Consider the following 18,649-nt stretch of genomic DNA (forward strand, 5'->3'; position numbering starts at 1 on the left):
CCTAACGCTTTTCAGATCGCTTCTCGAGCCGCGCAAAGATGCGGCTGAGACCAAAGCAGACAACAAAATAGAACGCCGCTGTTGTAATCCACGCCTCGAAGATCATCCGGGACGAGGCGACCAGTTCGACGGTTTTGTAGGTCAGTTCCTGCACCGAGATCAGCGACAGGATCGAGCTGTCCTTGATCAATGAAATGAACTGGTTGGCTAGCGGGGGCACAACCTTTTTCATCGCCTGCGGCAGCACAACGTAGCGCAGCTCTTGCATACGGCTCATCCCGATCGAGCGTGCCGCCTCGCGCTGACCCTTCGGGATCGACTGAATTCCGGCACGCACGATTTCGCCGACAAACGCACTTTCAAACAGGGCCAGAACGATCACCCCTGAAACAAGCGAAGGAAAGCGACGCATTTCGCCGAAGAAGAAGGTCCAGATCTGGTTGTTTTCCTGCCGTGCAATACCGCGCGCCCAACGTTCAAGGTTCAGCGCATCGATCAGTTGTTGAGATAGGAAAAAGAAAAAGATGAAGACAACGACGACGGGGGGAACATTACGCAAAAACTCAAGATAGGTCCGCGCAAGCATGCGTATGGTCAGATTGGCCGAACAGCGTGCAATTCCCAGAATTGTACCAAGAATGAGCGCCAGAATACCCGAATAGATGCTGATGCGAACTGTCGCTGCTAAACCCTGCAGCAGCAGATTTGCAAAATACTCTTCGCGCCCGGAATGCCAGCCAACAATATAGCTTGGGATCAGTTCCCAACGCCATTTGTAATTCAGCGTACCTTCGATCGACAGCCAGATATACCCAAAGAAGGTTATCAAAACCGCCACGATCACATAGTCGGGCCATCTGAGTTTTCTAAGGAATTCCTGCACCAAAGCGCTCCGCATAAGGACCAGGGGCGGTGGGTCCGCCCCCAGTCAGAGTGGTTATTGGGCGACCTGGTCGGCCCACTCTTCAGTGGCAAACCAGTAATTATGACGCTCTTCCAGCCAGCCGGACCGCCAATTCTGCGCAATCCAGTTGTTGAAGAAGTTCATTGCGTCGGGATCTCCTTTGCGCATCCCAAACGCCTCACCACGTGGATCAAACAGCTCACCTTCAAGCACAACCAGTGTTTCCGGATTGCGCCCCGCCTCACGGTTGGGGGTTGGCTGCGATGCCATTGTGGCGTGGGCGTTGCCATTCAGCACTTCCTGAGTCGATGCGCCATCTTCATCAAACAACAGCAGATTAGCCTCAGGGAATGCCTTGGCAATCACGGTTGCCGGCGTTGCGCCGCGACGCGCAGCAAAGGTAACGTCAGATGAGTTCAAGTCCTCACGCGCCATACCTGCAGTCAACTCTTTGTTGGCCAGGATGGCCAAGCCAGAATAGGCATAAGGGTCAGTGAAGTTGATCGTCAGGTTCCGCTGAGCAGTCACCGACATGCCCGAGATGATCACGTCGAAATTACCAGACACAAGGGCCGGGATAATGCCATCCCAGGCAGTTGGAACAAATTCGACCTCAACGCCCATGTCTTCGGCCAATTTTCGGCCAACATCCAGTTCGAATCCGATCAGATCGCCGTTCTTGTCACGCATCGACCAAGGTACAAACAGCGATAAGCCAATCCGGATCACCCCATCCTGTTTGATCGTTTCAATTACACTTTCGCTGGACAGTTCCTGAGTTGCGCTTTGCGCCCAGCTTGAGGTCGCCATGCCAGTTGCCACGACCGCGCCCAGGGCAACCCCGAGCATTCTGCGAGATAGCTTCATCTTGGTTCTCCTTGTTGTCCGGTTAAATTCTTGTGGTTATTGGTCGACGGCATATTTCTTCTCCAGGTAACTTACGCCGATCGACAGGATCAGGGTCACCACCAGATAGACCAGTGCGATGGTGAACCAGATTTCAAAACTCATGTAAGTGTCGGATATGATGTTGCGTCCGAAGGTGGTCAGCTCGGCGACGGCAATAACGCTGACAATGGCCGAGGATTTGATTAGGTGAACAACCTCGCCCGTCATCGGCGGCAACATAAACCGAACAGATTGCGGAAGGATGATGTAACGATAGGTCTGATAGGGGGTCATCCCGATGGATTTAGCCGCCTCCCACTGACCAGTTGGGATGGCATTAATCCCAGCCCGCAGAATTTCGGATATCAGCGCCGAATGAAACACCGCCAAGGTCAAAATACTGGCGGTATACCGGTCAAATCCAAAAATCGGGCCCAGCACGTAGTAGAACAGATAAAGCAGGACCAGTAGAGGAATGTTTCGGATAAGTTCAAGGAAGCCAACTGCTACAGCCGTACCAATTACCAGGCCGGATAGACGCAGCAACGCGACCAGCAGTCCAATAGCAGTGGCCAACAGGAAAGAAATGACAGACAATTTGATCGTGGCGACCAACCCTATGGGTATCTCACCCCACTCAAAGCCGATTTCTGTGTTGCGGTAGAGGAACTGGGGCACCCGGTACCATTGCCAGTTATACCCCATTCCCTGAGCACCAACATACGAGCCATAGGCGATCAGCACCACGATGATTGCATAAATCGCGACCGAGACAAACACCGAGCCAAAGAACCGCTTATAGAAGGGCGGTTTCGGCAAAGACTGCCCTTTTCCCCGTGATATGCCCAGATCGGTCACGTCAGTGCTCCAATATCTGGTTCAGGAACAGGCGACAGCGTTCGCTGGACGGGTTGGTAAAGAACTGTTCTGGAGGTGAAATTTCCACGATCTGCCCGGCCTCCATGAAGACCATAGTGTCAGCGACCTTACGGGCAAACCCCATCTCATGGGTGACAACAACCATGGTCATACCGGTATTGGCAAGTTCCACCATCACATCCAGCACTTCATTAATCATCTCTGGATCAAGCGCAGAGGTCGGCTCATCAAACAGCATGATCCGGGTTTCCATGCACAAGGACCGCGCGATGGCAACGCGCTGTTGTTGCCCACCCGACAATTGCGCCGGATACTTGTCGGCCTGCTCGGGAATGTGAACACGATTAAGATAATTGCGTGCGGTTTCCTCGGCCTGAGCTTTGGAAATCTTTCGCACCTTCATCGGCCCGATCATCAGGTTTTCAAGCACGGTCAAATGCGGAAACAGGTTAAACTGCTGAAACACCATTCCGACTTCTTGCCGCAACTCACGTATTTCTTTTGCGTCTTTGTAAACTTCGATGCCATCAATCACGAGACGTCCAGAGTTATGCCATTCCAACCCGTTGAAACAACGGATCAGCGTGGATTTTCCCGACCCAGACGGGCCGCAGATCACAACCTTTTCACCCTGATGAACAGTCAGATCGATATTCTTGAGTGCATGGAAAGTGCCATAATACTTATCAAGATTGGTCACTTCTATCATAGGGGAGGGCTGAGTCATGCCGAACCTGTCGATATCCGGGTCAGACGCAATAGCTGACCTTTGAGGTTGCGAGTATAGCCCGTCAACAAACCAGGCGCATTTCGACTTTGCGCGCATTTGACCAACCGCGATCCGTCGTCATGCCTGTCTGCACAAGACATCGGCAGCTTTGAATTTGGCAAAGCGGAGTAATCTGGCAAAGCTTCAGAATCCTCAAATCTGTTGCGCGCTAATCAATATGGTTGCTTAATGTGCAATATTCGTCAATAAAAAACTCAACGGGCGCTCTGTCGCCGCCTCGAAATACGAAAATAAACTATAGAAGGACGAATGAATGTCTGCCTGGATTCGGATGATATCTGACGAAGATGCCGACGAACATTTGAAGAATACCCTTGATTTAGCGCGTACACCGCATGGGACAGTGGACAACGTGATGCGTGTCCATTCGCTACGTCCCAACACCATGAAAGGGCACGTCATTTTGTATCGCGCCTGCCTTCATGATGACGCCAATTCAGTGCCTATGTGGTTTCAGGAAGTCATAAGCTCCTACGTTTCCACGCTGAACACGTGCCCTTACTCCTATGCCAACCACTGGGCAAACGCCCGTCATCTGATCGGTGACGACGCACGCGCCGACTCAATTGAGGCTGCGCTTATGGCGCATCGCCCTCAGGATGCGTTCGAGGGCGCCCATCTGGCCGCGTTGAGCTATGCTGAGAAGCTGACGCTGTCGCCGGGCACCATGGAAGAATCGGATGTAGACGCCTTGAAAGATGCTGGCTGGGAAGACGGTGAGATCCTCGAAATCAATCAAATCGTGGGATATTTCAATTATGCCAATCGGTTGCTGAATGGTCTGGGTGTCACAACAAAAGGAGACGTCGTAGGCTACTACGGCGAAGATTGACGGGACGTTTCATGCAAGTTGACACGCCGGGAAGACAGATTGACCGTGCCATTGGCGCCTCACTGAGGGAGCTGCGCCAAAGCCGGAAGCAATCCGCCCGCCGGCTTGCCGAACAATCGGGCATTTCAGCTGCGATGGTCAGCCGTATCGAAAATGGGCTGGTTTCACCTTCGATTGACACTCTTGCGGCATTGGCAGAAGCACTAGAAGTCCCCATCGTTTCACTGTTTCGCGAAGCAAGAACTGATCACACCGACTATACCCTCGTGCGCCATGGTGAAGGGTTGAAGTCTACCCGCCTGGCAGGTGGACATTCACATGAATACGTCAACCTCGCCCTTCATTCCCGGAAAGACCTGCGTTTTCAGGCCCGTCGCGTAAAGCTGCTGCGAGATGAGGGGCAACCGCCCACCTATGTCGGACACGGCGTTGTATTTGTTCAGGTGCTCGAAGGGCAGGCAGTCTATCGCTATGGCGAAGCACGGTTTACGCTTTCAGCTGGCGACAGCATCAGTGTTGACGCAGAATTGAACCACGGCTTCGAAGAGGTTTTGACACCCGAATTTGTTTTCCTGACTGTTCAGGCCGAGCGTCCATAGTGGCGAACTGAAATGGCCGACCCCACCGACATTGATCTGACACACGGGCCGATCTCGGCCCACTTTCGGACTTTGGCCATTCCCGCTGCAATCGGGATGTTGTTCAACACTCTCTATAATGTCGTTGATATGTTCTTTGCCGGGCTCCTCTCGACAAGTGCACAAGCAGGCCTGGCTTTGGGCTTTCAGGCATTCTTCATCGCCATCTCGGTCGGAGTTGGATTGGGTGCAGCGATGAGCGCGCTCGTCGGCAACGCTTTGGGTGCTGGTGAAAATCGCGCGGCGCGGCGGTTTGCAGCACAAGGCATGATCTATGGCTGCATCGCCGCCGGAATTTTGGCATTGGCAGGGCTCTGGTACGGCCCGGCACTTATTCGATTGGTTTCGGAACCGGGACCATATCGCGAAGCGGGATTACGCTATTTCTACTGGCTTTTGCTGGCCCTGCCCGGGTTTCTTTTGGCGTTTGGATGTAACGGTATCCTTCAGGCACATGGAGACGCCGTTTCGATGCAACGCGCTCTTATCGTTGCGTTTTTTGCCAATATTGGCCTCAATCCGTTGTTGATCTTTGGTATCCCGGGCTTGATCCCCGGCATCGGGTTCGATGGCCTCGCCATTTCTACGGTAATCAGCCAAACCGGTGTGATGGTGTTCATGATCCGCCAGGTGCTCAGACGCCGAAGAATGAGGCGCATGCGGGCAAGAAATTTCATTCCGCGCCTGCAAAAGTTCAAGGAAATCTCAGTTCAAGTCCTTCCAACGGCCACATCGTTCATCGTGATGCTCCTATCAGGTTTTGTCGTGCAGTTCGCGTTGAAAATCTTCGGCGAGCACGCGATTGCGGGCTTCGGTGTCGCTATTAGGTTGGAGCAGATTCTACTATTGCCTGTGCTCGGGGTCACTGGTGCGCTGCTTCCCATCGCGTCTCAGAATTTCGGGGCACGGGACTATGAAAGGGTGCGCGAAGCCCTGTTTTATTGCTGGAAAGTCGGGCTGGTCATGACCGCTATTGCGGCCCCGATCCTGTGGATATTTGGCCGGTCTCTGCTGGGTCTCTTTACTGATGATCCCGAAGTTATTCGCGTGGGGCTCAGCTATCTACGTGTCGATAGTCTGATCCTTCCATTCTATATGATGCTGTTTTCAATCAACTCGCTGCTGCAGGCGCTAAAACGGCCAATCTGGACAGTATGGATCAGCCTCTATCGTCAGGGATTTGGCGTCGCTTTTTTTGTCTGGATTTTTATCGGCGTTCTCGGCTTCAACGAAATCGGTGTCTGGTATGGAACCGCCTGTGCCGTGATCACTGGATGGATGATCGGGCTTTTGGTGGCATCTTACGTCGCCCATAAGGAATTGGGCGGGCTCTGGCTTAGTTTTAGAACCGATCCGGGCTGAAGGCCTGTATATCGATGCTCGGTACCCTGCCAGCGACTACATCTGCAACAAGTCGCGCCGTCGTCGCTCCCAATGTCAGACCCAGTTGCCCGTGGCCCGTAGCAAAAGTGACATTGGTCAGACGCCTGCTGCGGCCAATGATCGGGCGTGTATCAGGCGTAAAAGGGCGACGACCCATGCGGCGCTCAAATTTCTCAGTCCTCAACCCCGGCAATACACGGTGCGCACGTTTGACCAATACATCGGCCCGGTTCCAATCGGGCTGCGCATTCAAGTCCGCAAACTCTGCGGTGCCTGCCACGGCCAGCGCATCCTCATAAGGCGTGATGCCAAACCCGCCCTTTGCGTAAAACACCGTGTGGCGCAGATCGATTCCACTTTCGTGCAAAGCAGTTGAGTATCCCATGACACCCTCCATGCGCAGTGGAATATTCAATTTCTTAGCCAAGACGCGCGAATCCGTGCCTGCAGCAACTACAAACTCGTCCGCGCTCAGCGTGCGCCCGTCGCCGGAATGCACGCTTTGGATATGTTGACCATCACGCGTAAAGTCGATCGCTGCATTCGAGACAATCTCCCCGCCCCGTTGGGTGAAGCTCTGCATCAGAATTTCGACCAACAGTTTTGGATCCGTCACAAAACTCCAATCCCGTAACAACGCTGCATATTTGAAATCGGGCGCAATAGCGGGGTCCATCTCATGCGCTTCATGGCCTGATACCTGGTCGATGGTGCACCCGAACTCACGCGCGAGATCAAAGGCACCGCGCATGGTCGCAAGGTCATCGTCATCATCAAACAGCTTGATCACAGGTCGCTCAACCAAAAGCTCTGGGTGACCAACATCCGCGAGCTGCGCTTTGAAATCATCAGTGGCAGCAAAGGTGAGACGTGCCAGATCGGCGGTAATCGCCCGCATCTTCGAACGCCGCGCATTGGCTGTGAACCGCGCAAACCAAGGCATCAGATTCAATGCCGAGGCTGGCCGCAAAGAAAGCGGGGCCTCGGAATCCAGCAACCAACCCGGCACTTTCATCAGCATCCCCGGCTGTGACAAAGGCACGATCTCGCCAACTGCGATACAGCCGCAGGAGGCCCAGCTTGCCCCCTCACCCACCGGTCCGGGTTCAACGACCGTGACAGAGTGCCCCTGCGACTGCAGTTTTAAAGCACAGGAAATTCCAACAACACCGCCACCGATTACAACGACCCGAGACATTCGTGCGGCCTCTACTGAAGTTCGCGCAGTTGTGCCATCAATTCGGCAGTGACACGAACTCCATCCGCTTCGGCAGCAGCGCGATTCTTCAACCTTCCATCTCCGGGGACGCGTGCATCGCCATTACCTTTAATCTCGGCGCAAATGCGCTGGACATAATCTCCGAAGGCTTCGTTGCCAAACCGCGCCGGGTCGATTGCTATCAAAGTGTTACCACCCTTGATGTTTAACGCTCCGTGCGCTTCGCGGTCGGCGTTATCGACAGATAAGGTGCCACCGGCTAGCGCTGCACCGAGGACTTCGATCAGGAAAGCAATCGCTGCTCCCTTGTGTTCACCAAATGGCAACAAGCTGCGGGATTCCAGTATGGCGTTGGGGTCACGTGTCGGCTGTCCCTCTGAATCAAGCCCAGCGGGGCGTGGCAAATCATGCCCTTCGGCAGCAGCCAGTTTGATATCCATCAGGGCAACCATGGATGAGGCTTGATCCCAAACCACCGGATCAGCCCCTACTCGTGGGCAGGCAAACGACATCGGATTGGTGCCAAATACCGGACGCACCCCACCTTGCGGAACGACCATAGACAACGAATTAACCACGCCAAAGGCCACGAGCCCAGCCTCGGCAAGCGGTTCGGTATCAAATCGCAAAGCTCCGAGGTGATGAGTATTGGCACAGGTAAATGCCGCGATCCCATTTTCTCGCGCCATTTCAATCAGTTCACTTCGCGCCGCCAATGCAGCAACCTGATAAAACCCATTGTCTCCATCACCGCGCAACACACCTGGTGCAATGCGCTGGACAGCCGGTGAAGCCACTGGGTTGGCATAACCTGATGACAAGTATTGCGCGTAAACCGGCAACAATCGAAGACCATGGCTTCGCGGGCCATCTCTTTCGGACTTACGCACAAGATCAGCTATCACATCAGTACTGTGCGCATCCAACCCGGCCTTCGAAAGCACAGATTTTGCTAATTCCCGAACCTCTTCGAGTGAAAGCGTTGTGGTCGAGATTTCGGTCATTGGAATTTCCCAGTTCTTGTACTGTTGACGGGCGCGATAGTACCGCTTTTTATCTTGGCATCAGCCGCTGTATTCCACACGCTTTTTAGCGACAAATTCATCCAATGCGCCGCGCTGATCATCCGGCATTGGCGGCCGCACATAGGTGTTTAGCATACGCTGCGCTTCTTCCGTACCAACGACTTCGGCGGTTTTCGAGCCCTCAGCTTCCCACTGTTCAAAACTGTCATTGTTTTGCAAGTGGTTCATGTGCATGGGGTTCTCACGCGTGTGGTCGGTGCCTAGGAAATGTCCGCCGGGTCCGATGTTTTCGATGTCGCCCAGCAAAGCGTCCAGATTTTCCTCTTGCAGGCCACTGAAGAAACGGTGGAAGTTCTCTAACTGCAATGCGTCCTGCACCCATTTCGAATAGCTGACCCCAAGCGCGCCCTCAAGAAAGCCCGCCGAGTGGACGATGTAGTTCGCACCGCCCAGCAGTACCGGCCACATGGTGTTTGCAGTGTCGAACGCAGCCTGCATATCCGGGGATTTCGATCCGGTCCACATGGTACAGGTCCGCCATGGCACACCATAAAACCGTGCCATCTGCCCCACCAGAAGGTTCATCAGCCCGGGTTCGGGCGAACCCATCATCGGTGCACCTGTCTTCATCGAAACGCCCATGATTGCGACGCCCAATACCATCGGTGCTCCGCGCCGGATGATCTGGCTGTAGGCCATACCGGCCAGAGATTCTGCAATCAGCAGCGCGACACCACCCTGTGGGCTGGCAGGTGTGCTTGCCCCGGCAAGAACAAAGGGCGACAGCAGGCAGGGCTGGTTGGCAGCGGCATAGACGCGCAAGCTCTGCAACATGGTCTCATCCCAGACGAGCGGTGTGTTGCAGTTCAGTAGGGCCGCCATTACCACATTGTTGTCGACAAATTTCTCACCAAACACGATGCGAGTCATCTCAACCGAATCCCGTGCCGCCTGTTCCGACAGCACCGAACCTTTGATCGGTTTGTCGGTCAGCGTCAGCGCGGCATGAACCAGCTCCAAGTGGCGTTGCGGTACGGGGACATCCTGCGGCTCAACCGGCAAAATACCCGGCACCATCATCGACTGACTCATCTGACTGAGTTTGAAGAAGTTATGCGCATCCTCCAACATCGAAGGGCGGCGCACACCATCCAGACCATAGACAAACGGCGCGCCATACGCATTGGCAAAGACAGAATGCTGATTGCCCACCCGAAGCGAGCGTTCCGGGTTGCGCGCGGCATAGCCCCACTCTGAGGGAACAGCCGAGATCAGGTCCATCAGCATCTCGCGCCCGATACGCACCCGTTCACCCTGCACATCCGCGCCGTACTTCTTCCAATCGGCCAAAGCGACCGGATCACGGAACTCGATCCCTGTGGTTTCAAGTATCGTCATGGCCGCGTTGTGGATTCTCTCAACACCCTCGGGGCCAAGCAGATCAATCGGACCGACCTTGCGGTTCAGCGTCGACAGGTAGACGGGGGGCGGGTTGGTGCGAGCCTTGACCCGCGCGGCACGTCCGCCGCCACGGCCCGAGCGTGCTTTGACTTCTGCCATCTCAATTCCTCCGGATCAGGCGCGCGCGCGGGCGCTGGTGGGATCAACGGCGCAGGTATCGATCACTTCGGCCTCGCGCATTTCATTGTGGATAAGCACCTGCATTTTGGTGCCGGGTGCCGTCATGTCCTGTGGCACCAGTGCCATCGCAATGTCGTGGTTGCAGTAATACGAGAACCCGCCCGAGGTGACCCGCCCGATCAACTTACCATCGGCATAGACGCCTTCGTCGAACATCACCGAGGTATCGCAGAACGGCAGCTTCAGTGTTACCAGCGTGTTGTATCCGCCATCGGCCTGCTGCTTCTGCAGCGCGGCTTTGCCGATGAAGTCACGTTCGGCCACCTGCCCGCCGATCTTTTCTGCCATCGCCACGAAACGGCCCAGATCGGCCTCATAGGGTGTCAGGTCCTTGCAAATCTCGCGATTGATGGCGCGATAGGATTTCTCAAGTCGCATCGATTCCAGCGCCTCAAGACCGAAGGGTTTCACGCCGGTCTTCAGCAGCAGATCAACGAGGTGGCGATTGTACCCAACCGGGTGATGCAGTTCCCATCCAAGCTCTCCGGTATACGAGACACGCAGCAGGTGTACACCTTTGGCATAGCCCACCTCACCCATCTGCGCCGAGAGCCACGGGAAGGCTTCATTTGACAGATCATTGTCTGTCAGCGGCTGTAAGATTTCGCGTGCCTTGGGCCCGGCTAGCGCGATCACGCCCAGCTGCTCTGAGATATCCTCGATCACGACAGACCCGTCGCCCGGAAGCGCGCGCTGTAGTTGGTCCCAGTTATAGGCCCGCCAGTTTGGCGTCGAGATCAGGTAGAAATCGTCGTCGGCATAGCGCACGATGGTGTATTCCGCATCCATGCCGCCCTTGTCGTTCAGCATCAGCGACAGGGTCATGCGGCCCACTTTTGGCAGTTTGTTGGCCATGATGCTGTCTAACCACTGTGCAGCCCCCGGTCCGCGAACGGTGAATTTGGTCATCGGAGACATTTCGATGAAACCAGCTTCTTCACGTGTAGTTCGCACCTCTTCCTGAACCCGCTCCATATGATTGGTGCGACGGAAGCTGTGTTCGGGGATCGCTTCTTCGGGTGATTTGGCGAACCAGCGCGGGAATTCGTAGCCATTGAAGCTGGTCCAGACTGCTCCTTGTGCGGTCAACAGATCGTATGATCCTACGGTTTTCATCGGGCGCGCATCGGGGAAATCCTCACCAGGCACATGCGTATTCATATGGGTGCCCCATGTCTCGCGCACCTTATCCATGGTCCAGCGCTTGGAGGCATAATCCGAGAACCTGCGCGGATCGAGTTCCGACATATCCATGCCCGGATCGCCATCGACGATCCACTTGGCCAGACGGTTGCCAACCGTCCCGCCCCACAGAATGCCACCGGGCATGCCTTCGGCCAGCCAGAGGTTCTCATGTCCCGGCGCCGGACCGGCCAAAGGCAGCTCGTCCGGTGTCATCTGAAATGGACCGCGGGTGTTGGCTTTGATCCCAACCTCGCCCAGTGTGGGCACCCTTTCAATCGCGCGTTCCCACTGAGTTTCCACGGCGTCGAAATCCTCGGGCAGTAGATCAGCACCAAATTCCGGTGGCACGCGGTCTTCGGCAAATAGCTTGAGGTCTTTGGTGAATTCATAAGGCCCGAACTGGATGCCGCCCACATCTTCGCGCAGATAAGCGCCGTAATCTTCATCCCGCAGGATCGGGAATTCTGGCAGGCCCTCCGCCCGGCGCTCTTTTAGCAGCGGTACGGTCTCGGTGGTCCAATACTGGTGAACGATCGGAATACAGGGCAGATCCAACCCCACACGGCGTGCGTTTTCGCGGGCATAGTTGCCAGTGGCGAAGATCAGATGTTCACAGGTTATTTCACCCTGGCTGGTGGTCACTTTCCAATGGCCGTTGTCCAGCTTTTCATAGGCCTGAGCCTCGGTGTTCTGGTAAACCTTGGCACCTGCATCGCGTGCCAGCTTGGCGAGCGCCATGGTGATATCGGCGGGGTTCACGTACCCGTCCTCGGTGTGCAGGATACCACCCCGAATGTCCGGGCTCTGGTTTAGCAACGGATGGACTTCGGTAATCTCTTCAGGGGTCAGTAGCTTGCAAGGTACGCCAGCCGCCTCGGCAATCGAGATATAAGACTGGAACTCGTCCCAGCGCTTTTCAGTATTTGCGACCCGCAGTTGACCAACCTTCCGCAACCCGACCGAGCTGCCCATCTTTTCTTCAACCTCAGTATAGATGCGGATGGTTTCCATCGTCATCTTCGACACATTGTGCGACCGCACGAAGGTCACCAACAGACCCGCTGCATGCCAAGTCGAGCCGGAGGTTAGTGTTGTACGTTCCAGCATGACCGCATCTGTGCAGCCATGTTCTGTCAGCCCGTAAAGGATCGACGCCCCTACGCAACCTCCTCCGACAACCACGACTTTTGCATGTGACTGCATTCCGCAACTCCTTCAAACTGTGCACGATCAACAAGGGATCGCATTGCAAACCGGTTGGGGAGCATTTTCATCGGGAACCGTTGGCCGACAATTGCAAAAAGATTCACTCTGAGTTAGATGAAATAAGCCTATAGCCAGGCGATCTCCTTTAATTTATCAGGCAATAGATCCATCACAGGTCAAAACATCTTGCCCAACCGTCCCTACGATCTACCACCTCTTAGTTCGCTGATCAGCTTCGAAGCAGCCGCCCGGCATGTCAGCTTCAAGACGGCGGCTGAAGAACTCAATGTCACCCCGGCCGCAATCAGCCATCAGGTCAAAGCGCTCGAGAACGAACTGCAATGCGGGTTGTTTGTGCGCCATCATCGCGGTGTTGAACTGACTGAAAGTGGGGCATACCTACTTGTCTCACTGCAACGCAGCCTAGAAGGGATCAGCGAGGCCCTTGGGCAATTGCGACGCCAATACGACAAAAAAGGAGTGACGATCCGCTCGACAACAGCGGTAAGCTCACTCTGGCTCACGCCACGCCTTGCCCAATTCTGGAAACAACACGGACATGTTTCCGTTACACAGGTTGTAACAGATCTGGGCGTCGACTCTTCGAAGTGTGATTTGAGCATCCATTACGGAGATTCCAGCGGTGAAACAGGTATTTTCAAGACTCTGTTTCATGACAACATCATGGCCTTGTGCAGCCCCCGGTTTGCAGAACAAAACCCGATTGAGCGGGTCGACGAAATCGCGGGGCTTCCACTCATACATCTCGATGCCCCGGATACCGGATGGACTGACTGGCGCGCGTGGACACAAAAACTGGGGTATGAGGGCCCTTTGAACTCCGCCCATCGCGTCAACAATTACACGATTGCGCTTCAAGCCGCTCAGGACGATATGGGGGCAGTTTTGGGATGGGAGGGCTTGACTTCGGAGCTAATCTCATCCGGCAAACTCGTTAAGTTGTTGCCGCAGACCATTTCATCACAACTGGATTTTTACGTTAAACTGCACAACACCTCATCCGACCGCGCAAAGCTCGTATTCAAATGGTTGGGTGAGGCGATTTAAGAACACCGCGATCCGAGCGATACCTATATGCCCCGATTGTTTTGAGCGATCACCTATCGTTGTCGGTCACCCTAACCTTATTGGCAGCAGCAAAAACCCTATTGTCACTTATCGGTCATTCTTCACCGGACAAACAACCAATGCTCTTATTCAATGGTTTGGACACGACCGTCAGAGTAAACAAACTCACTTGAACATCCCCTCCTAAAGGGCATATTCCGTCGCGAAGAGTTGCATCCCGGTGAAATGTTCCGGACACCAATATCGGTGCTGCGCCCATGTGCTGAGCAATGGTTAAGTGTGTGGTTCCAACCGGAAGCGCACCGCTGGCGGGAAAAAGAAGGAATTTGATTAATGCGTATTGCTATGATTGGTACCGGATATGTCGGCCTGGTGTCCGGAGTTTGCTTTTCAGATTTCGGGCACGACGTTGTTTGCGTTGATAAATCTGAGCGCAAGATCGAAATGCTTCAGGCCGGCGAGGTGCCGATTTATGAACCGGGCCTCGATGTACTTATGGCCAAGAATGTGTCTGCAGGCCGTCTGACATTCACCACTGACTTAGCGTCAGCGGTCGATGGAGCAGACGCTGTGTTCATCGCAGTCGGAACGCCAACTCGACGCGGCGATGGACATGCTGACCTGACTTATGTGATGGCTGCCGCCGAAGAGATCGCGCAAGCTATAACTGAATATACGGTCGTAGTCACCAAATCGACCGTCCCGGTTGGTACCAATCGCAAGGTTCATGCAGTCGTATCAGCTGCCAATCCCAAGGCGAGTTTCGATGTAGCTTCGAACCCAGAATTCTTGCGCGAAGGTGCAGCAATCGATGATTTTATGCGCCCTGACCGTGTTGTTGTAGGCGTCGAAAGCGAACGCGCGGCAGAGGTTATGGCGGAAATATATCGCCCACTCTATCTGCGGGATTTCCCGATCCTGACCACCGATCTGGAAAGTGCCGAGATGATCAAATACGCCGCAAACGCATTTCTGGCGACAAAAATCACCTTCATCAACGAAATTGCGGGGCTGTGTGAACGTGCCGGTGGCGATGTTAAGGAGGTCGCACGTGGCATCGGTCTTGATGGACGGATTGGCAACAAATTCCTGCACGCCGGGCCCGGCTATGGTGGCTCTTGTTTCCCGAAAGATACCGCTGCACTTGCACGGATCGGGCAGGATCACGCGCATCCAATGCAGATCACCGAAACCGTCATCCGCGTCAATGACGAGGTCAAGAAGCGGATGATCGAAAAGATCCGGGAAGCCTGCGACGACAACTTCAACGGCAAAACGGTTGCGGTGCTGGGTGTGACCTTCAAACCCAACACCGACGACATGCGCGATGCACCGTCTCTGACGATCGTTCCGGCCCTGATTGGCGGCGGTGCCCGTGTGCGCGTGGTTGATCCGCAAGGTCGTGCTGAAGGCGAGGCGCTGCTGCCGGGTGTCGAATGGTTGGATGATCCTTATGCCGCGGCCGCAGAAGCTGATGCTGTTGTTTTGCTGACAGAGTGGAACGAATTCCGTGCCTTGAATCTGAATGAACTGGCCGAAACTATGAAATCGGCCCGCATGGTTGATCTGCGCAACATCTACTCTTCCGCGTTGGTGTTAGGCTCAGGGTTTGAGACCTATGTCGGCGTCGGAGTTGGCGATCACACACAGATGTGACCAGCCACGAGATGTAATTTCATACCTAACAATGAAAACTGCCCGGCATTTAGCCGGGCAATTATTTGTTACACCCTAGCGACGGCTTCGTTCATTCGCCAGGCCGATGAAGATCGACACGCAAGCCAGCGCCAGAACAATCGCGAACAGAAAGCCCGTTGCAATGGCCGCCAGAGGTCACAGGGCCAATCCACCAGCTCGGTGTCAGCAGCGCAGCAATCTATCTAAACGGGCTGTCAAAAAAATCATGAGCGCATCGGTTGGTCAAACGATCAAGCCAGCAACAACACCCTAATAATCAGCTCCCAAATTGTCCGACTTAAATTTCCGATTTGCTTCTACACTCCAAGTACCGCGCGCATCAGGCATGCGTTGAAATCTGGTCGCTATGTGGGCAACATTTCTTAGTTGGAATTAGACATTCGTTTATTTGATTGTTGAATAAGCGCTCTGACGAGTTTGCTGGCAGCATCCGTAACTTAGAAAGTCAAGCCACTGAATCTGCCTGCTGATACAACCGACCCATGATCAGCGGCGTAAGATACATTGGGATCTGATAGGCGCCGATAAATACCATGATAGGCAAAGTCAGTTCGGGGGGTAGCGCGACGAAGAAGATAGCAATGTTCCGGTTTCCAGCTATCAAGGAAACCGCTGTTGCCTTTGCGGGAGGGAGACTAGTGCGCGTCAATCGGAACGAGACCACCTGAGCGCCAAAATTGATAACACAAGCAAACACAATCCAAAATATCGCCACACCTGGGTTAACTATGGCCACCGCACTCAATGATGGCATCAGGCCGACCACAAATACGGCAAGCGTGATCGTTGCCGCGCCTTCCATATTCAGAAGCGTGGCGTCTGACGGCGCGCGAAGAACCGTCCTCCGCAACACAATGGCAGAGAGGATAGCGACCACGATCGTAAGAAACAATCGAAGGGTGGTCATCAGCACAGCTTGCATATCACCCAATTCAGGCATCAGCCAAAAAATTGGTAAGGCGGTAATTGGCAGCACGGCAGTCCCCGCCACGACCAGCCGCATCGCGTATTCTGCGGGATATCCCATCATCAGGCACATATTGGGGCTGCCCGAAATAGATGGAGCCGCTGCCATGATTAGCAAAGACAGAAAGACCGGAGTATCAGTCCAGCCACAAACAATACCTACTCCCGCCACCAACAGCGGCATGGCCAGCTGAAAGGCAACGATTGTTACGGCAACCTGCTTCAGATCAACCAGCGAACCCAAAATGGCACCTGGTTTCATCCGCAGCAGCGTTAGAAAAAGCAACACCATGACCAAGGGTGGCAGGAACGGCCGCATTGGTTCGGCCAGTCCTGGTAACAAAAGGCCTGCGACAAGCCCCGACACCAAGACATATGGGCCGTGACGTGCCGCGAGGTGAAGCGTGTTCAAGGCGTTCTACCCGCCCGGACTTTGGCGCAGGTTTTCAGGCAACCAGGTGGCCAGTTCAGGGAACCAGATCAGAACAAAAACCATGAGCACCATGATCAGGAACATAGGGATAGCAGCACGCGCGATATAGCTCATCTCGTGGTTGGTCATCCCTTGCATCACAAACAGGTTGAACCCGATGGGCGGTGTGATCTGCGCCATCTCGACGACGACCACGATGAAAATCCCGAACCAGATGAGATCAATCCCGGCGTCACGGATCATCGGTTCGACAACAGCCATGGTCAGCACGACCGAAGAAATCCCATCGAGAAAACAACCCAAAATGACATAGAAAACCAGCAGGACCATCAGCAGTTCGAACCGTGTCAACTCCCACCCCGCGATTAGGTCCGCCAGCCCACGCGGTAGGCCGGTAAAGCCCATCGACAGAGACAGGAATGCAGCGCCCGCAAGGATCAGGGCAATCATTGCGCTGGTGCGGGTCGCGCCCATCAGGCTTTCAGTGAAGGTCTTCCAATTCAGAGACCCCTGCCCGGCGGCCAACAACAGACCTCCGATCACGCCAAATGCGGCCGCCTCGGTCGCGGTGGCATATCCCAGATACATGGACCCGATTACCACCATAATCAGCAAGATCACCGGTAATAGGAAACGAGAGTTCTTGACCTTTTCGGAAAAGGTCAACTTCCCCTCGTCGTTGGGGTTCCAGTCTTTGCCAACTTTGGAATAGATGGCGACGTAGCCCATGAACATCGCAGCCAGCACAAGGCCAGGCAGAATACCCGCAAAGAACAGCTTGGTAATCGATTCATTGATCGTCACCCCGTAGACGATCAACGTCAGCGACGGTGGGATCATTAGCCCAAGCGTTGCCGCTCCGGTTAGTGTGCCGATGACCATGCGTTCGGGGTAGTTGCGCTTTCGCAGTTCCGGGATAGACATCTTGCCAACCGTAGTCAGCGTGGCCGCAGAAGACCCCGAGACCGCAGCAAACACAGTACAACCTACGATATTCGTATGCACTAACCCGCCAGGCAAAGGTGCCATCCACGGTGAGAGCCCTTTGAACATGTCTTCGGATAATCGCGTGCGGTAGAGGATTTCGCCCATCCAGATGAACATCGGCAAGGCGGTCAGCGTCCAGGATGACGACGCTGACCAGATAGTCGTGATCATCACATCGCCCACAGGGCGTGTTGTGAATAGTTCCATCCCGACCCATGCGACGCCCATAAGGGCCAGACCGACCCAGACACCGGTGCCCAGCAAGGTGAAGAGGACAAAGAGGAAGAGGATAATGACGGATATATTCTCCATGCTCTTACTCTCCGTGGCTCTGATCGGCCAGATCACGGGTGATGCGGTGATCACCCTTGAACAGGACGTGGAACAGGTGATCGGTGAGCGCGATGGCGAGAATAACGGCTCCGATCAGCATGGTTGATTGAGGTATCCAAAGGGCGGTTTTGTCCTGCCCCTGGCTTATGTCGTTGAACTTCCAACTCCAGTACACAAATCGATAGGCGTACCAGCAGAAATACCACATGACGGCAGAGCCGATGGCAAAGCACCAGATTTCGAGAATTCTGCGAAAGCCATCGGGAACCGCATTCAAAAGGATGGAAACCCGAATATGGCTGCCCCGGTTTAGGGCGTTGGCGAAGGCCAGAAACGACGCAGCAGCCATCGCGTATCCTGCATAATCCGGAGCGCCGGGAAAAACTTCGCCGGTCCAACGGGCCAGCATTTGCACCACAATCAACACCAGAATGGCAATTAGGCTGAGCGCCGCCAGAACCCCTGCTGCCAGATAGATGAAATCCAGTACGGACCTGAGCCCTCGCATTGCCGCCATGCTGTCCCCGCTGTGTTTTGTAGATTGGGAGCAGGC

General features: G+C 54.6%; 16 protein-coding genes. 5 read left to right on the plus strand and 11 right to left on the minus strand.

Annotated features, from left to right (window positions below; genetic code table 11):
• Window position 1: 1 nt before the first annotated feature.
• Genes ACR0JR_RS06175 through ACR0JR_RS06190 form a run of 4 tightly spaced genes read right to left on the minus strand, consistent with a single transcriptional unit; the run spans window position 2 to window position 3,398 of the window.
• Window positions 2–883 carry an amino acid ABC transporter permease gene (locus ACR0JR_RS06175; protein ID WP_170475251.1) on the minus strand — a complete coding sequence of 294 codons (882 nt, stop codon included), beginning with the start codon at window positions 881–883 and terminating at the stop codon, window positions 2–4.
• Window positions 884–937: 54 nt separating this feature from the next.
• Window positions 938–1,771 carry a transporter substrate-binding domain-containing protein gene (locus ACR0JR_RS06180; protein ID WP_010441573.1) on the minus strand — a complete coding sequence of 278 codons (834 nt, stop codon included), beginning with the start codon at window positions 1,769–1,771 and terminating at the stop codon, window positions 938–940.
• 36 nt (window positions 1,772–1,807) lie between these two features.
• Complete coding sequence (locus tag ACR0JR_RS06185) at window positions 1,808–2,650, minus strand: amino acid ABC transporter permease (protein WP_480455436.1); 843 nt, start codon at window positions 2,648–2,650, stop codon at window positions 1,808–1,810.
• A 1-nt stretch (window position 2,651) separates the two neighbouring features.
• Complete coding sequence (locus tag ACR0JR_RS06190) at window positions 2,652–3,398, minus strand: amino acid ABC transporter ATP-binding protein (protein WP_480455437.1); 747 nt, start codon at window positions 3,396–3,398, stop codon at window positions 2,652–2,654.
• A gap of 316 nt (window positions 3,399–3,714) precedes the next feature.
• Here ACR0JR_RS06190 and ACR0JR_RS06195 point away from each other — a divergent pair, with 316 nt between their 5' ends.
• Genes ACR0JR_RS06195 through ACR0JR_RS06205 form a run of 3 tightly spaced genes read left to right on the plus strand, consistent with a single transcriptional unit; the run spans window position 3,715 to window position 6,293 of the window.
• Entirely contained in the window at window positions 3,715–4,293 is a 579-nt protein-coding gene (locus tag ACR0JR_RS06195; protein ID WP_480455438.1) for a carboxymuconolactone decarboxylase family protein, read from the plus strand.
• A gap of 11 nt (window positions 4,294–4,304) precedes the next feature.
• Window positions 4,305–4,892 (plus strand): helix-turn-helix domain-containing protein, encoded by a 588-nt coding sequence (locus ACR0JR_RS06200; protein ID WP_480455439.1) that lies wholly within the window; start codon window positions 4,305–4,307, stop codon window positions 4,890–4,892.
• Window positions 4,893–4,904: 12 nt separating this feature from the next.
• On the plus strand, window positions 4,905–6,293 hold the full coding sequence (locus ACR0JR_RS06205; protein WP_480455440.1) for an MATE family efflux transporter: 1,389 nt from the start codon (window positions 4,905–4,907) through the stop codon (window positions 6,291–6,293).
• Here the strand turns inward: ACR0JR_RS06205 and ACR0JR_RS06210 are convergent.
• The 4 genes from ACR0JR_RS06210 to ACR0JR_RS06225 are packed head-to-tail and all read right to left on the minus strand — an operon-like array spanning window position 6,274 to window position 12,587.
• Window positions 6,274–7,512, minus strand: coding sequence for an NAD(P)/FAD-dependent oxidoreductase (locus tag ACR0JR_RS06210; protein WP_480455441.1), 1,239 nt, complete (start codon window positions 7,510–7,512; stop codon window positions 6,274–6,276). The two genes, ACR0JR_RS06205 and ACR0JR_RS06210, sit on opposite strands and share 20 nt — an antisense overlap.
• A gap of 11 nt (window positions 7,513–7,523) precedes the next feature.
• Window positions 7,524–8,537: an Ldh family oxidoreductase gene (locus ACR0JR_RS06215; RefSeq protein ID WP_480455442.1), complete on the minus strand. Its 1,014-nt coding sequence runs from the start codon at window positions 8,535–8,537 to the stop codon at window positions 7,524–7,526.
• A gap of 60 nt (window positions 8,538–8,597) precedes the next feature.
• A complete protein-coding gene (locus tag ACR0JR_RS06220; RefSeq protein ID WP_480455443.1) occupies window positions 8,598–10,118 on the minus strand; it encodes a trimethylamine methyltransferase family protein in 1,521 nt (506 codons plus the stop codon).
• A gap of 15 nt (window positions 10,119–10,133) precedes the next feature.
• Window positions 10,134–12,587, minus strand: coding sequence for a GcvT family protein (locus ACR0JR_RS06225; protein WP_480455444.1), 2,454 nt, complete (start codon window positions 12,585–12,587; stop codon window positions 10,134–10,136).
• A gap of 189 nt (window positions 12,588–12,776) precedes the next feature.
• Between ACR0JR_RS06225 and ACR0JR_RS06230 the strand changes: the two genes are divergently transcribed.
• The gene (locus ACR0JR_RS06230) at window positions 12,777–13,658 is read left to right on the plus strand and encodes a LysR substrate-binding domain-containing protein (protein ID WP_480455445.1); all 882 of its coding nucleotides are present in this window, start codon (window positions 12,777–12,779) and stop codon (window positions 13,656–13,658) included.
• Between the two features lie 354 nt (window positions 13,659–14,012).
• A complete protein-coding gene (locus ACR0JR_RS06235; protein ID WP_480455446.1) occupies window positions 14,013–15,335 on the plus strand; it encodes a UDP-glucose dehydrogenase family protein in 1,323 nt (440 codons plus the stop codon).
• Window positions 15,336–15,822: 487 nt separating this feature from the next.
• Here the strand turns inward: ACR0JR_RS06235 and ACR0JR_RS06240 are convergent, their stop codons facing one another.
• Genes ACR0JR_RS06240 through ACR0JR_RS06250 form a run of 3 tightly spaced genes read right to left on the minus strand, consistent with a single transcriptional unit; the run spans window position 15,823 to window position 18,613 of the window.
• Window positions 15,823–16,755: a hypothetical protein gene (locus tag ACR0JR_RS06240; RefSeq protein ID WP_480455447.1), complete on the minus strand. Its 933-nt coding sequence runs from the start codon at window positions 16,753–16,755 to the stop codon at window positions 15,823–15,825.
• Between the two features lie 6 nt (window positions 16,756–16,761).
• Window positions 16,762–18,075 (minus strand): TRAP transporter large permease, encoded by a 1,314-nt coding sequence (locus ACR0JR_RS06245; protein WP_010441588.1) that lies wholly within the window; start codon window positions 18,073–18,075, stop codon window positions 16,762–16,764.
• Window positions 18,076–18,079: 4 nt separating this feature from the next.
• A complete protein-coding gene (locus ACR0JR_RS06250; RefSeq protein WP_170406962.1) occupies window positions 18,080–18,613 on the minus strand; it encodes a TRAP transporter small permease in 534 nt (177 codons plus the stop codon).
• Window positions 18,614–18,649 lie beyond the last annotated feature (36 nt).

The organism is Ruegeria sp. AA3, from assembly GCF_056542905.1.